This window comes from Modestobacter sp. SYSU DS0875, assembly GCF_054050915.1.
Genome location: NZ_JBJHAH010000005.1, coordinates 1 through 13,988 on the forward strand (window position 1 = coordinate 1; position 13,988 = coordinate 13,988).

Below are 13,988 nucleotides of genomic sequence, written 5' to 3' on the forward strand. Positions count from 1 at the left end.
CCCCCCCCCCCCCCCCCCCCCCCCCCCCCCCCCCCCCCCCCCCCCCCCCCCCCCCCCCGCCCCCCCCCCCCCCCCCCCCCCCCCCCCCCCCCCCCCCCCCCCCGGGACCACCGTGGCCGTCGTGCTGATCGACCTCAACGGGTTCAAGGCCGTCAACGACCGATTCGGCCACGCCGGGGGCGACGCGGCGCTCGTCGGGGCGGCGACCCGGCTGCGCGGCGCCCTCCGCGCCGGCGACCTGCTGGGACGGCTCGGTGGGGACGAGTTCCTCACCGTGCTGGCCGGGCTCCCCCCGACGCACGGTGCCCCACCGACCACCGCGGAGGAGACCGTCCGGCGGGTGCAGGAACACCTGCACACCGCCCTCGGTGAACCACTCGAGCTCGCCGGTGCCACCCTCCGGCTCAGCGGCAGCTCCGGAGCCGCGCTCTTCCCCCGGGACGCCGACGACGCCGCGACGCTGATCGCCCGGGCGGACGCCGTCATGTACCTGGGCAAGCGGCGCACCGGCTGACCCGGTCCGGCCGGGACCGGATCGCCCCAGCGGGCGCGCGAGCGGAGGACCTGCAGCAGGGTGGTGGTGACCGGGCCACCAGGGCCCGCCACTGGCAGGAGGTAACCCGTGACCGAGACCGTCGCCGGGATCGAGCTCCCCGACTCCACCCTCGCCCGGGAGGCAACCACGCTGGTCCGCGACGCCACCGACGACCTGTTGTTCCACCACTCCCGCCGGGTCTTCCTCTTCGGCAGCCTGCAGGGGCGGCGGCTGGGCCTGACCGCCGACCCGGAGCTGCTCTACGTCGGAGCGATGTTCCACGACCTGGGCCTGACCGAGCGCCACCGACGCGACGACCAGCGGTTCGAGCTCGACGGCGCGGACGAGGCACGGGCGTTCCTGCGAGCCCACGGCGTGCCCGAGCCGCGGGTCCGGCTGGTGTGGGAGGCGATCGCGCTGCACACCACGCCCGAGGTGCCCTGGCGGCTGGAGCCGGAGGTCGCCCTGGTCACCGCCGGCGTGGAGACCGACGTCCTGGGGATCGGCTACCGCGACCTCTCCCCCGCCGACGTCGCCGCGGTGACCGCCGCCCACCCCCGTCCCGGGTTCAAGAAGGCGATCGTCGACGCCTTCGCCGACGGCTTCCGGCACCGCCCGGACACGACGTTCGGCACGGTGAACGGCGACGTCCTGGAGCACCGGGTGCCCGGCTACCGGCACGTGGACTTCGTGGAGGTCATTGAGAATTCGCCCTGGCCGGAGTGACCGGCACGCCGGAGGACGCCAGGAGCTGGTCGGACGGCGGGGCACTCGGGCGCCCGGGTCGTCGCCACGCAGCGGTCGACCGCGCCCGACGGCGACGCCGGTGCTGCGGACCGTTCGCCCGCACGACCGCTGACCGGCCGCACCGGGGGGCAGCGGAGCCCTCGGCCCGCGCCCCCGGCCGGACGGGTCAGCCGTTGTGCGGGGTGACCACGTCGAGGACCCAGGTCACCCCGAAGCGGTCGTGACCCTGCCGTAGAGCGGGGCGTAACCCGCCGGGCCCAGCGCCGCCCGCACGGTGCCGCCCTCGGCCAGCCCGTGCCAGTACCGGGTGACCTCCTCGGCGTCGTCGCTGCGCACCGAGACGTAGACGGCGTCGTACGGCCGGTTCGGCGGGACGTCGAACGCCATGACCGAGAAGCCGCCGGGCGACTGCACGCCGCCCCACCTCAGCTGGTCGGGCACGGCCCCGTCGGCGGCGTCCCGCTCGTCGCCGCCCTGGGCGAAGGTGAAGGCGACGACCTCCCCACCGAAGACGGCGGCGTAGTGCTCCAGTGCCTCGCGGGCCTGGCCGCGGAAGCTCAGGTGCGTGGTGGTGACGCTCATGTCGGGCTCCTCGCCTCTGGGTCCTGCCCACCGGCGGTGCGCACCGGCGGTGCGCACTCCACCCTGTGAAGAGGACAGGTTCGGTCCTCTACTCCGGGCATGATCGACAGCATGAACGGAACGTCGTCCCGGCTGCTGGCGCTGCTGCAGGCGCGCCGGGACTGGCCCGGCGCCGTGCTCGCCGAGCGGCTCGGGGTCACCCCGCGCACCGTGCGCCGCGACGTGGACCGGCTCCGGGAGCTCGGCTAGCCGGTGCAGGCGGTCAAGGGCCCCGACGGCGGGTACCGCCTCGCGGCCGGCGCGCAGCTGCCGCCGCTGCTGTTCGACGACGACCAGGCGGTCGCCCTCGCCGTCGCGCTGCGGGTCGCCGCGGCCAGCGGAGCGGGGATCACCGAGGCGACGGCGCGCGCCCTGGCCACCGTGCGCCAGGTGATGCTGGCCCGGCTGCGGCACCGGGTCGACGCCATCCAGGTCACGCCTGTTCCCGCCGACGACGGCCAGGTCGACCCGGCGTTGCTGGTGGCGCTCACCACCGCGATCCGTGCGCGCGAGGTGCTGCGCTTCGACCACGCCGGCGCCTCTTCCGGGGACGACCCGGCGCAGCTCCCGCCCCTGCGACGGGTGGAGCCGCACCACCTGGTCAACCGGGCCGGGCGGTGGTACCTCGTCGGCTGGGACCTCGACCGCGCCGACTGGCGGACCTTCCGCGTGGACCGGATCAGCCCGCGCACCCCACCGGTCCGCGCTTCACCCCCCGCGACCTCCCCGGTGGCGACGTCGCGGCCTTCGTCGACGCCCGGTTCAGGGGCTCGACCGGCGCCGCTGGGTGGCCCTGCACCGGCGTGGTCGAGTTGGAGCTGCCGGCCACGGAGGTGGCGCCGTTCGCGTTCGACGGGACGGTGGAGCCGCTCGGCCCCGGGCGCTGCCGGCTGACCCTGGGCGCCTGGTCCTGGGGCGGGCTGGCCGCGACGCTCGGCCGGTTCGACACCGGGGTCCGCGTCGTCGGCCCACCGCAGCTGCGCGACGCCTGCGCCACGCTCGCCGCCCGCTACGCCGCCGCGGCGGACGGCTGACCACGGGGCCGTGGCACCCCGTCAGCGGACGGCGAGGTCCTCGGCCAGTGCCCGCAGCGTCGCGGCAGGCAGCAGCGCGGCCCGCGCCATGCCCAGCAACCCCATGGTCGGCGGGACCGTGAGCAGCTCCGTCTGGGTGAGCTCGGGGGCGTGCCGCTCCACCAGCGCCCGCGCCCGGTCGTCCTGCAGCAGCCGGGGCAGCGGCTCGGTCAGCAGGTCGGCGGCGGGCAGGTCGGCCAGCGGCGGCAGCGGCTCGGCCGTGGCGGCAGCCCGGTCGGCCTGTGCCCGCACCAGCAGGTGCTCGGCCCCGATCTCGCCGTCGAACGGGATGCCCAGCCGCTGGAACTGGCTGGCCGGTGCGTCGTTCTCGTGCATCAGCCGGGCCAGCAGCCCCAGCATCCGGAGCTCGACGTCGTCGTCCTGCAGGGGGTGCTGCTGGCCGGGGTCCGCCGCCAGGTCGAACAGCAGCGTCCCGTGCAGCCAGGGGTTGTTCCGGGCCGGGCCGGCCGGGATGCGCATGGTCCGCAGGCCCTTGGTGAACGAGAACGGCCCGGCCGGCTCCCAGGTGGCGAGCTCCCCCACCCCGAACCGGCTGCGCATGTGGTTGGGCATCAGGGTGTGCTCGTCCAGCGGGGCGTTGGCGGCCTCGGCCGGCGCCCGCATGTAGACGTACCGGCCGTCGGTGACGTTGACGTGGCCCCCGTGCGCCCCGAAGAGCGCACCCTCGCGCGCCAGCCGTCCCTGGGGCGGCACCCCGTCCTCGCCCACCAGCTCCGCCAGGTCCCGGCCCTGCACGTCCGGGGTCGGCTCGAGGCCGAAGAAGCGGAGCAGCGTCGGCGCCAGGTCGATCGTCTGGGCCAGCGCCCCGCAGCGCGTGCCCCGCTCACCGGTGCGTGGGTCCCAGAGGAAGAAGGGCAGGCGGACCAGCTCGTTGAACCAGGGCATCGCCGACTTGGCCCACCAGCCCCGCTCGCCGAGCAGGAAGCCGTGATCGGTGTTGACGATCAGCATCGTGTCGGCCCACATGTCGTGCCCGTCCATGAAGTCCAGCAGCCGCCCGAGCGACGCGTCGCACATCGAGACCAGCGCCGCGTACTCGTACCGTGCGTGCTCGACCTGGTCGGCGGGCTCGGTCACCTTCTGGTAGCCGGGCCAGTCGAACTCCGGGCCGTCGTAGTCGTGCGCGTAGCGCTTCTTGTAGTCCTCGTGCGTGAAGAACGGCTCGTGCGGGTCGAACAGCTCCAGCTGCAGCAACCAGTTGTCCGCGTCGGCGTTGGTCTCCAGGAAGTGGATCCCGGCATCGACCGTGCGGGTCTGGTTGTGGTCGGCCTCGGTCGGCATGTAACTGCGGTTGATGACGTCCTGCCGACGCATCGCCTGGAAGAACGGCGGGCCGGGGTAGCTGACCACCGGGTCGGTGGGCCGGGGGACGACACCCTTCCACGGGTCGCCCTCCTGGCCGCGGAAGAACTCCCAGGTCGAGTAGCGGGTGTGGTAATCGCCGCCGCCGTCCTCGAAATAGTGCTGGTGGTCGGTGGCGAGGTGGGTGTGCACGCCGGCCTGCTTCAGCAGCTCCGGCATCGAGTCGTCGAACGGCTCGAGCGGCCCCCAGCTGCGGTGCAGGAAGTTGTACCGGCCGGTGTGCATCTCCCGGCGGGCCGGCATGCAGGGCATCGACCCGGCGTAGAAGCTGTCGAACGTCACCGTGCGCTCCGCCAGCCGGGCGAAGTTGGGGGCGTCGACGAACGTGTCGCCGTAGGGCGGCAGCATGTGCCGGTTCAGGCTGTCGAACATCAGGACGATGGCCCGCACGTGTGTCTCCTCGGTCGTCATCAGGTTCGGCGGGGGTCAAGAGTGGTCGAGCGGGAGCTCGGCACGGACGTCGCCCAGGCCGCGGGCGAGCACGAGCTGACCGGCCGCGGGCAGCAGTTCCCAGTCCCCCGTGGCAACGTCCCACCGGCGCCACATCCGCAGGTCGGTCGGCACCTCCACGGTCCGGCTCTCCCCCGGTTCCACGATCACCGCCTGCCAGCCGGCCAGCCGGACCGGTTGCTCGGGGTCGGCCGGCTGCAGGTAGACCTGCACCACCTCCCGGCTCCGCCGCAGACCGGTGTTGGTCACGGTGACCGCGACGCCGGGGCGCTCGGCGCCGGCCACCAGCCGCGCGTCCGAGTACTCCCAGTCCCCGTAGCCCAGGCCGTGCCCGAACCAGAACAGCGGCTCCGGCGCCCGGCCGGCGGCGTGCCCGCGGTGGCCCAGGAAGGCTCCCTCGGCGTAGACCAGCCGGCCGTCGACCGGCGTCACCGACCAGGCCGGGGCTGCGCCGTCCGCGACCGGCCAGGTGGAGACCAGCCGGCCGGCGGGCTCGCGGTCCCCCAGCAGCACCGCGGCGACCGCGTGGCCGGCCTCCTGCCCGGGCAGCCCGGCGACGAGCACGGCGTCCACCTCCTCGATCCACGGCATCAGCACGGGGGTCGCGGAATTGACCACGACCACGGTGCGCCGGGCCGCGGCAGCCACCGCCCGCACCAGGGCGTCCTGCTCTCCGGGCAGCGCGAGGGTCGACTTGTCGACCGACTCGGTCTCCTGTTCCTCGGTCACCCCGACGACGACCACGGCGACGTCGGCACCCCGGGCGACGTCGGCCGCCTCGCGGAGCACCACGTCGCGGTCGCGCGGCGCGGGGCCGGCGACCAGGCCGAACAGCCCGGCTCCCGCCATCCGCCCCGGTCGGCCCAGCCCGCTGGCCGTGCGCAGGTCGACGGTGGCCTCGACCAGCGCGCCGTCGGGCACCTCGGCCAGGACGGTGCCCGACGGCGGCCGGAGGATCGCTTCGCCGGCGTCCTCCGTCGACAGCCGGAGCTGAAAGCCCCCGACCGGGGTGCCGGCCACGGCGAACCGCCAGTTGCCGACCCCGAGGGCGCCGAGCTGCATCTCGCCACCATGCGGGACCACCGACCGGAAACGCGCCTCGGTCACCGGCGCCGGCAGGTCGTCGTCGACACCGATCATGCTGGTGGCCGTCCGTTCGTGCCGCTCCTCGATCACCTCGCCGTCGGCACCCAGCAGCAGCAGGTGCACGCCGGTCTCGCCGCTCATCGGGTCGAGCACCGTCCCGGCCCGCGCCGCCACTGCCCGGCTGCGCACCTCGACGCCGTCGAGGACGCGCACCGCGGACCCCAGCGACGAGGTGATCCCGTCGGCGATGCTCACCTGGTGTACCGCCCTCACCTGGGCTGATCCGCCGCCCATGCAGACGGTGTCGATCGCGTGCCGTCCGATGAGCGCCACCGTCGTCCCGCGCTCGAGGGGCAGGGTGGCCCGCTCGTTGCGGACCAGGGTCATGCCCTGGGCCGCCAGCCGGGTGAGCTGCTCGCGGCGCAGGTCGCTGTCCGGCCGGGGCAGCTCGGCGGCCACCGGCCGGGGCGCGCGCAGGGCTCCCACGCGCTCGGCCAGCAGCAACAGCCGGTGCAGGTGCTCGTCGACGACCCGCTCCGCCACCTCTCCCGCCGAGACCGCTGCCACCAGCGCATCACCCCACGGCCCGACCGGACCGGGCATGACCAGGTCCAGCCCGCCGTTGGCCGAGGGCGCGGTGCTCCGGGTGGCGAACCAGTCGGAGACGACCAGCCCGTCGTAGGCCCACTCCCCCTTGACGACGCCGTTCAGCAGCCCGTCGTGCTCGGTCGCGGACACCCCGTTCACCCGGTTGTAGGCAGCCATGACCGACCACGGCTGGGCGTCGGCAACGGCCATCTCGAACGGCAGCAGGTAGACCTCGCGCAGCGTGGCCTCGTCCACCACGCTGTCGACGGTGTGCCGGTCGGTCTCGGACTCGTTGGCGACGACGTGCTTCAGGCAGGCCCCGATGCCCTGCTCCTGCAGGCCACGCACGTAGGCGGTGGCCAGCCGGCCGGAGAGGTAGGGGTCCTCCGAGAACGCCTCGAAGAGGCGGCCGCCCAGCAGGCTCCGGTGCAGGTTGATCGTCGGGCCGAGCACCACGTGGACGTCCTGCGCCCGGGCCTCCTCGGCGAGCAGCCGCCCGGTCTCGTGCAGCACCTCGTCGCTCCACGCCGAGGCGAGCAGCGACGCGTTCGGGAACAGCGTCACCGCGGGGCCGCTGGTGAAGGTCAGCCCGCGTACCCCGGTCGGCCCGTCGGACAGATGGATCTCGGCGAGGCCGATGTCCTCCTCGGCGTGCAGGCCGTACATCGTGCTGCCGGTGAGCAGCCGCACCTTGGCCTTGAGATCGAGCCGGGCGATCAGGGGGTGCAGGTCGGGGCGGCTGGTCATCGGGGTGCTTCTCCCTGCGTTCGGAGCCTGGGTCACGGGATCGCTCAGTCGAGCTCGTCGTCGCGCTGGGCGAACATCCGCGCCATGCGGACCCGGCGTTCCGGCGTCCAGGACTGCTCCGAGGCGTGCCAGGAGACCGGGGTCGCGCCGACCGCGGTGGCCAGCTGCTGCTCGAGGTCGTCAGCCAGGTGCGCACGTCCGGTCGCGCGGAGGTGCTCGGCGTACATGACCGGGTCGTTGTAGTACGTCGGCCCCACCTGCAGCGTCGTCTGCATCGGGTCCGGCAGCGCGCCGGGCCGGCCAGCGTAGGTGTGCCACCACTCGGCCAGGTGGGTGCGCATCGCCCCCGCCAGCTCCGGCTGCTCCTCGACCAGGTTGCGGGTCAGGTGCGGGTCGGCGTTCACGTCGTAGAGCTGCTCCCAGTCCACCTTCATGCAGCCCGGGTGGTAGGTGCGGATGTACATGTGGTCGCGGGTGCGCACTGCACGCTGGTAGGTGTGCGCCCCCTGGCCGAGCACCAGGTACTCCCGCGAACCGATCTCCTCGCCCCGCACCGCGCCGGCGAAGGAGGTGCCCTGCCAGCCGGAGGGGATCGGGACGCCGAGCAGGTCGCACAGCGTGGGAGCCAGGTCGATGTTGTAGAGCAGGCTGTCGCAGTGCCGGGCCGACTCGGGCAGGTCGTCGGTGACGCCGGGCCAGTAGACGACCAGGGGCAGGCGCAGCACCGCCTCGTTGGCGTGGCCGTGCTCGCCGTAGGACCCGTTCTCGCCGAAGGACTCGCCGTGGTCGGCGCTGACGATGATCGCCGTCTCGTCGGCGATGCCGAGCTCGTCCAGCGTCGTCAGCAGCTCCCCGAACAGCTGGTCCCAGTACATGATCGTGCCGTCGAAGCCGTTGATCAGGTGCTCGAAGTCCGCCCGGGTGCGGATCTGGTCCGGTGCGTTGTGCGGCGTGGGCGACTTCTGCGGTACGACGCTGTAGTGCAGGTCGACCGCGCTGCGCGGGCCGTAGACCTCCTGGTGGCCGTCGATCGCGGCCTGGTCCGGCCACGCCGGCGGCGGGCCCGAGGCCGCGGCCTTCTCCGTCCAGCCGGGCTCGGTGAGGTAGGGGGTGTGCGGCTCCCAGTAGGTCAGGTGCAGGTACCAGTCGTCCTCGTCGGCGTGCCGGCGGATCCAGTCCAGCCCCACCCGGTTGATCGCGCTGCCGTCCTCGTCGTTGATCTCGTTGGTCGCCCGGATGGACTCCCGGAAGTTGCCGAGGAAGTGGTAGGCCCGGTGGCGCTCGGCGAACATCGAGACGGCCGCGGTGTACCAGCCGTGGTCACCCAGCCGCTGGCCCAGCAGCGGGCGCTCCGGGTGCGGGCGGTGGCCGGAGTCCAGCCGGTACCGGGCGGCCTCCCCGAAGTGCCCGATGACCCCGTTGCTGATCCCGAACTGGCCGCTGGTCAGCGCCGTACGCGAGGGCAGGCACGGGGAGTCCGAGCAGTAGTAGCGGTCGAAGGTGACCCCCCGGTCGGCCAGCGCCTGCAGGTTGGGCGTGGTGGGCCGGACGTAGCCGTAGGGGGTGGTGTGGTCGGCGCGCAGGGTGTCGACGTCGATGTAGATGATGCGCATGGGTCGCCTCCGGGGCGGTTCGGTTCGGGCGCTGGGGCTTCGGGCGATGCGCCGGCTCAGCCGGCGTCGCGGGCGCAGCGGAAGCCGGTGTTCCCGCCGGCGCTGCCGAGCTCGTTGCGGGTACGGGCGGCCACCCGGTAGCGGTTGCAGTAGCTGTCGTGGCAGAGGTAGGAACCGCCGCGCATGACCTTGCCGGGGCCGGCCGCCGGCCCGGCCGGGTCGCGGACCCGGCCGGTCGGGTGGTCGGTCCCCCACCAGTCGGCGCACCACTCCCACACGTTGCCGGCGGTGTTGAACAGCCCGAAGTCATTGGGCGGGAACGCGTGGACCGGGGCGGTGCCGGCGAAACCGTCCTCGGCGGTGTTCTTCACCGGGAAGCGGCCCTGCCAGATGTTGGCCCGGTGCTCCCCGCCCGGGGTGAGCTCGTCGCCCCAGGGGTAGCGCCGCTGATCCAGTCCGCCCCGCGCCGCGTACTCCCACTCCGCCTCGGTCGGCAGGCGCTTGCCCGCCCAGGTGGCGTAGGCGACCGCGTCGTCCCACGAGACGTGCACGACCGGGTGGTCGGCCCGCTCGTCCAGCGAGCTGCCCGGCCCCTCCGGCCGGCGCCAGTCGGCGCCGGTGACCGCAGCCCACCACGGCGTGACGTCCGGGCGCGGTGAGATCCGGCGCAGCTCGCCGGGCAGAAAGCCGGCGAACACGTACGACCACCCGAACCGCTCGGCCTCGGTCACGTACCCGGTCGCCTCGACGAACGCGGCGAACTCGTCGTTGCGGACGGCGTACCGGTCGATCAGGAACGGCGACAGCTCGACGGTGCGCACCGGCCCCTCCCCGTCGGAGGGGAAGCCGTCCGAGTCGTCGGTCCCCATCCGGAAGACCCCACCGGGGAGGTGCACCATCGCCTCGCCTCCCACCACGGTGCCGGCCGGGGCGACCCGGACCGGCGCACCCGGCGCCGGGCGGCCCGGGGGCGCGGAGTCCGCTCCCCGGGCCGGGCCGCAGCAGGACCCACTCACGCCTGCGCCCCAGCGCGGGACAGCTCCCCGGCGAAGTGGCAGGCGGCCAGCTGGCCGGTCTCGGTCTCGGCCAGCGGTGGGGCCTGCTCGATGCACACCGTGCGGTCCGGGTGCGTCAGCGGGCCGATCGGGCACCGGGTGCGGAACCGGCAGCCCGACGGCGGGTTCTTCGGGCTGGGCAGGTCCCCGCCCAGCACGATCCGCTCCCGGTTCTTCTCCGCGGTGTCCGGGATGGGCGAGGACGCCAGCAAGGCCGCGGTGTAAGGGTGCTGCGGGTTGTTGTAGACCGCCTCGGCGTCCCCGACCTCGACGAACGACCCCAGGTACATGACCACCACCCGGTCGGAGAGGTGGCGGACCACCGACAGGTCGTGGGCGATGAACAGGTAGCCCAGGTCGAACTCGTCGCGCAGCGACTCCAGCAGGTTGATGATCTGCGCCTGGATCGACACGTCCAGCGCCGACACCGGCTCGTCGAGGATGAGCAGTTTCGGCCGCGCCGCCAGCGCGCGGGCGATGCCGACCCGCTGCCGCTGGCCGCCGGAGAACGCATGCGGGTAGCGGTCCAGGTGCCGCTCGTGCAGCCCGACCCGCTCGACGAGGCTGCGAGCCTCGGCGTCCCGCTCGGCGGCGGGCACACCGCGCACCGCCAGCGCCTCCTCCAGCGACTGGCGGATCGTGCGCCGGGGGTTGAGCGAGGCATAGGGGTCCTGGAAGACGTACTGGACCGTCTCCCGCAGCGCTTGGGACCCGGCGCCCTCCTTGGACCCGACGACCTGCTCGCCGACCTGGATCGACCCGGAGGCGGCGGGGTTGATCCCCACGATGGTGCGGGCCAGCGTGGACTTCCCGCAGCCGGACTCACCGACCAGCCCCAGGGTCTCGCCGCTGGAGACCGTGAGGCTGACCCCGGCCACCGCGTAGACCGGCTCGTGCTTGCGGAACAGGCTGCGCTTGTCGCCGGCGACGTCGACCTTCAGGTCCTCGATCTGCAGCAGCGGTCGCGACTCGCTGTGCCGGGCGGCCCCGGCTGCCTCGTCCGCCCGCAGCGGCGGGATGTCCACCCCGCGCTGGGTGACGTGGCAGGCGGCCAGGTGCCGGTCCCCCTCCCGCGGCAGCAGCTCGGGCACCTGCTGGGAGCAGACGTCCTCGGCCAGCCGGCAGCGCGGCTGGAAAGGGCACCCCGGCGGCAGGTGTGCCGGGTCGGGCGGCGAGCCGGGGATCGCCGGCAGCCGGCGGCCGGCGGACTGCTCGTCGATGCGGGGCATCGCGGCGAGCAGGTCGGCGGTGTAGGGCAGCTGCGGGCGGCGGAAGATCGTCTCCACCGGCCCGCGCTCCATCACGCGGCCGCCGTACATGACCACGACGTCGTCGCACATCTCCGCGACCACGCCCATGTCGTGGGTGATCATGATGACTGCGATGCCGAGCTCGTCGCGCAGCTGCCCGAGCAGCCGCAGGATCTGCGCCTGGATGGTGACGTCCAGGGCGGTGGTCGGCTCGTCGGCGATCAGCAGCGAGGGCTTGCTGGCCAGCGCGACGGCGATGACCACGCGCTGGCGCATGCCGCCGGAGAATTGGTGCGGGTACTCGTCCAGCCGCCGGTCGACGTCGGGGATGCCGACCTGCCCCAGCAGCTCGCGGGCCCGGGCGCGGGCCTGCTTCTTGTCCGCGCCGTGCACGATGAGCGCCTCGGCGATCTGGTCCCCGACCGTCATCACCGGGTTCAGCGCCGACTGCGGGTCCTGGAAGACCATCGCGATCTCCTCACCGCGCAGCTCCCGCATCCCCTTCTCGTCCAGGGCCAGCAGGTCGGTGCCGCGGTAGCGCACCTCACCGGCGGTGATCTCCCCCGGCGAACGCACCATCCGGAGGATCGACCGGGCGGTCACCGACTTCCCGGAGCCGGACTCCCCGACGATGCCGAGCACCTGACCGGGCCGCACCGAGAAGCTCACGTCGTTGACCGCCCGCACCACCCCTTCGGCGGTGCGGAACTCCGTGCGCAGACCGCGCACGTCCAGCAGGACATCGGTGTCCGGGGACCCGGCGGTGGTGGAACCCACCGCGGTGGCACCCGAGTGCTTGGAGGACAGGGTCATCGCCGGTTCGCCACCTGGTTGAGAGCATCGGACAGCAGGGTGAAGGCCAGCGCGAGCAGCAGCAGCATGATGCCCGGGCCGACGACGTAGGTCGGCAGCGTCTGCACGTACCGGGCACCGACGTTGAGCATCGCGCCCAGCGATGGGTTCGGTGGGTTGATGCCCAGGCCGACGATGCTGAGGCCGGCCTCGATGAAGATCGCGACCACCATGAACACCGACGCCTGGACCAGCAGCGGGTCGACCACGTTGGGCAGGATGTGCCGGGTCATCACGGTGGAGCGCTTGACGCCGAGCACGCGGGCCGCCATCACGTACTCCCGCTGCTCCTCGCTCAGCAGACCCGCGCGCGCCATCCGGCCGAAGCCCGGCAGCCCGGCGACGACGATGGCGAGGAACAGCGCCAGCCAGCCGGTGCCGATGACCAGCACGATCATGATCCCCAGGATCAGTCCCGGGAAGCCGAGGATGATGTCCAGCACCCGCTGGGTCACCGACCCCAGCGTCTTGGACAGGTAGCCGGACAGACCCAGGGCGGTGCCGATCACCATGCTCACCGGCACCGAGGTCAGGATCAGCGAGAGGTCCGTCCGCAGCCCGTAGACGGTCCGGGTGAGGATGTCCCGGCCGAACTCGTCGGTGCCCAGCCAGTGGGCGCCCGACGGACCGGCCAACGCGCCCCGGCCCTGCTGGTCGTACCCGCCCGGGAAGATCACCGGGGCCAGCACCGCCACCCCCACCAGCAGCAGGAGCAGGACGGCGGCGGCGATCCCCTTCGGCGTGCGTAGCGCGCTGGCGTACCGCGACCACGCGCCACCACCGGTGCGGCGCCGCCGGCGCCCGACGGGCGTGGCCGGGACGGGACCCGATCCGGGGTCCCCGGGGCCGTTGCTCGACGTGTCGATTGCCTTGGTCATGTGTCGATCAGCCCAATCGGACTCGGGGGTCGAGGGCGGCCAGCACGATCTCGGTGAGCAGCTGACCGGCGACGGCGATGAAGACGGCGAAGACGATGAGCACCTGCACGACCGTGTAGTCGGCGCTCTGCGCCCCGGAGACCGCCAGCTGACCCAGGCCGTTGCGGGCGAAGATCGCCTCGATCACCACCGCGCCAGCGAGCAGGTCACCGAATCGGATGCCGATCGCCACCACCGCGGGGCCGAGGCTGTTGCGCAGCACGTGCCGCAGGCTGATCCGCCGCGGCGGCACCCCCTTGCTCACGGCGAGGTCGATGAACTCCTCCTGGCGGATCGCCAGCATCCGCGTCTGGACCAGCCGGGCCACGCCCGCCGACATCGGCAGCGCCAGGGCCAGCGCCGGGAGCAGCAGGTACTGGATCCCGATTTCCGGGTCCTCCAGCACCGAGACCTCACCGCTGGTGGGCAGCACCCGGAAGGCCACCCCGAACAGCAGGATGAAGAGCAGGCCCACCAGGAACGGCGGCGCGGCGAGGAGGCCGGTGTTGGTGCCCTCGATCAGCACCCGGGCCCAGCGGGCGCGGGCCGAACCGGCCAGCACACCGAGGCCGATGCCGAAGACGATGAGGAACAGGCCCGCCAGCAGCGCCAGCTCCAGCGTGCTGACCAACCGGTCACCGATCAGCTCGGCGACCGGGCGGTTGTAGCGGAGGGACTCGCCGAGGTCGCCGGTGAGCACCCCGCCGATCCAGTTGAAGTACTGGCTGATCAGCGGGCGGTCCAGGCCCAGCTCCGTCCGGATCGCCGCGATCGTCGCCGCCGACGCGTCGGGGCCGGCGACGACGGCGGCCGGGTCGCCGGGCACCAGGCGGGGCAGCAGGAAGGCGATCACGCTGGTCGCGAAGAGCACCAGCACGACCGAGGGGATCCGCCGGATCAGGTAGCGGCCCATGTCAGCCGACCCGACCCGGGTCGCGGGACGGGCGGACGGCGGCCAGCACGTCCCAGCGGCTCCTCGGGGCCGACCGGATCCGTCCGCCACCCGGCCGGGTGGCGGTTGCGGGCTTGCTCACGAGTGCACTCCTCATCGGGAAGGGATGACGTCCGGGC

Annotated in this window: 13 protein-coding genes; 5 read left to right on the plus strand and 8 right to left on the minus strand. The window is 73.6% G+C overall.

Going from position 1 to position 13,988, the window contains the following annotated elements; translation table 11 throughout:
- Positions 1-112: 112 nt before the first annotated feature.
- Both ACI79Y_RS03790 and ACI79Y_RS03795 read left to right on the plus strand, forming a co-directional pair.
- Positions 113-514, plus strand: a complete 402-nt coding sequence (locus ACI79Y_RS03790; RefSeq protein WP_457157189.1) for a GGDEF domain-containing protein — start codon at positions 113-115, stop codon at positions 512-514.
- A gap of 108 nt (positions 515-622) precedes the next feature.
- Positions 623-1,261 carry an HD domain-containing protein gene (locus ACI79Y_RS03795; protein ID WP_457157190.1) on the plus strand — a complete coding sequence of 213 codons (639 nt, stop codon included), beginning with the start codon at positions 623-625 and terminating at the stop codon, positions 1,259-1,261.
- Positions 1,262-1,486: 225 nt separating this feature from the next.
- On the opposite strand, the gene ACI79Y_RS03800 is transcribed toward ACI79Y_RS03795, so the two are convergent.
- Positions 1,487-1,864 (minus strand): VOC family protein, encoded by a 378-nt coding sequence (locus ACI79Y_RS03800; RefSeq protein WP_457157191.1) that lies wholly within the window; start codon positions 1,862-1,864, stop codon positions 1,487-1,489.
- A 99-nt stretch (positions 1,865-1,963) separates the two neighbouring features.
- Between ACI79Y_RS03800 and ACI79Y_RS03805 the strand changes: the two genes are divergently transcribed.
- The 3 genes from ACI79Y_RS03805 to ACI79Y_RS03815 are packed head-to-tail and all read left to right on the plus strand — an operon-like array spanning position 1,964 to position 2,937.
- Positions 1,964-2,113: an HTH domain-containing protein gene (locus ACI79Y_RS03805; RefSeq protein WP_457157192.1), complete on the plus strand. Its 150-nt coding sequence runs from the start codon at positions 1,964-1,966 to the stop codon at positions 2,111-2,113.
- Positions 2,114-2,116: 3 nt separating this feature from the next.
- Complete coding sequence (locus ACI79Y_RS03810) at positions 2,117-2,797, plus strand: WYL domain-containing protein (RefSeq protein WP_457157193.1); 681 nt, start codon at positions 2,117-2,119, stop codon at positions 2,795-2,797.
- On the plus strand, positions 2,764-2,937 hold the full coding sequence (locus ACI79Y_RS03815) for a WCX domain-containing protein (RefSeq protein ID WP_457157194.1): 174 nt from the start codon (positions 2,764-2,766) through the stop codon (positions 2,935-2,937). The genes ACI79Y_RS03810 and ACI79Y_RS03815 overlap by 34 nt, the downstream gene beginning before the upstream one ends.
- 21 nt (positions 2,938-2,958) lie before the next feature.
- Here the strand turns inward: ACI79Y_RS03815 and ACI79Y_RS03820 are convergent, their stop codons facing one another.
- From ACI79Y_RS03820 to ACI79Y_RS03850, 7 genes are all read right to left on the minus strand, one after another.
- Positions 2,959-4,749: a sulfatase gene (locus ACI79Y_RS03820; protein ID WP_457157195.1), complete on the minus strand. Its 1,791-nt coding sequence runs from the start codon at positions 4,747-4,749 to the stop codon at positions 2,959-2,961.
- Between the two features lie 36 nt (positions 4,750-4,785).
- Positions 4,786-7,230 carry a beta-glucosidase gene (locus ACI79Y_RS03825; protein ID WP_457157196.1) on the minus strand — a complete coding sequence of 815 codons (2,445 nt, stop codon included), beginning with the start codon at positions 7,228-7,230 and terminating at the stop codon, positions 4,786-4,788.
- A 44-nt stretch (positions 7,231-7,274) separates the two neighbouring features.
- Positions 7,275-8,843, minus strand: a complete 1,569-nt coding sequence (locus ACI79Y_RS03830; RefSeq protein WP_457157197.1) for a sulfatase family protein — start codon at positions 8,841-8,843, stop codon at positions 7,275-7,277.
- 56 nt (positions 8,844-8,899) lie between these two features.
- Complete coding sequence (locus tag ACI79Y_RS03835; RefSeq protein WP_457157198.1) at positions 8,900-9,742, minus strand: formylglycine-generating enzyme family protein; 843 nt, start codon at positions 9,740-9,742, stop codon at positions 8,900-8,902.
- A gap of 113 nt (positions 9,743-9,855) precedes the next feature.
- Complete coding sequence (locus ACI79Y_RS03840; protein WP_457157199.1) at positions 9,856-11,961, minus strand: ABC transporter ATP-binding protein; 2,106 nt, start codon at positions 11,959-11,961, stop codon at positions 9,856-9,858.
- Positions 11,958-12,878 (minus strand): ABC transporter permease, encoded by a 921-nt coding sequence (locus tag ACI79Y_RS03845; protein ID WP_457157200.1) that lies wholly within the window; start codon positions 12,876-12,878, stop codon positions 11,958-11,960. Before ACI79Y_RS03845 ends, ACI79Y_RS03840 begins: the two co-directional genes overlap by 4 nt.
- 7 nt (positions 12,879-12,885) lie before the next feature.
- The gene (locus tag ACI79Y_RS03850) at positions 12,886-13,830 is read right to left on the minus strand and encodes an ABC transporter permease (RefSeq protein WP_457157201.1); all 945 of its coding nucleotides are present in this window, start codon (positions 13,828-13,830) and stop codon (positions 12,886-12,888) included.
- Positions 13,831-13,988 lie beyond the last annotated feature (158 nt).

Excerpts from the sequence above, each read along its gene's own strand:
- ACI79Y_RS03800 (WP_457157191.1), bottom strand. The coding sequence starts at position 1,864 with ATGAGCGTCACCACCACGCACCTGAGCTTCCGCGGCCAGGCCCGCGAG.
- ACI79Y_RS03835 (WP_457157198.1), bottom strand. The coding sequence starts at position 9,742 with ATGGTGCACCTCCCCGGTGGGGTCTTCCGGATGGGGACCGACGACTCG.
- ACI79Y_RS03830 (WP_457157197.1), bottom strand. The coding sequence starts at position 8,843 with ATGCGCATCATCTACATCGACGTCGACACCCTGCGCGCCGACCACACC.
- ACI79Y_RS03805 (WP_457157192.1), top strand. The coding sequence starts at position 1,964 with ATGATCGACAGCATGAACGGAACGTCGTCCCGGCTGCTGGCGCTGCTG.
- ACI79Y_RS03840 (WP_457157199.1), bottom strand. The coding sequence starts at position 11,961 with ATGACCCTGTCCTCCAAGCACTCGGGTGCCACCGCGGTGGGTTCCACC.
- ACI79Y_RS03850 (WP_457157201.1), bottom strand. The coding sequence starts at position 13,830 with ATGGGCCGCTACCTGATCCGGCGGATCCCCTCGGTCGTGCTGGTGCTC.
- ACI79Y_RS03825 (WP_457157196.1), bottom strand. The coding sequence starts at position 7,230 with ATGACCAGCCGCCCCGACCTGCACCCCCTGATCGCCCGGCTCGATCTC.
- ACI79Y_RS03845 (WP_457157200.1), bottom strand. The coding sequence starts at position 12,878 with ATGACCAAGGCAATCGACACGTCGAGCAACGGCCCCGGGGACCCCGGA.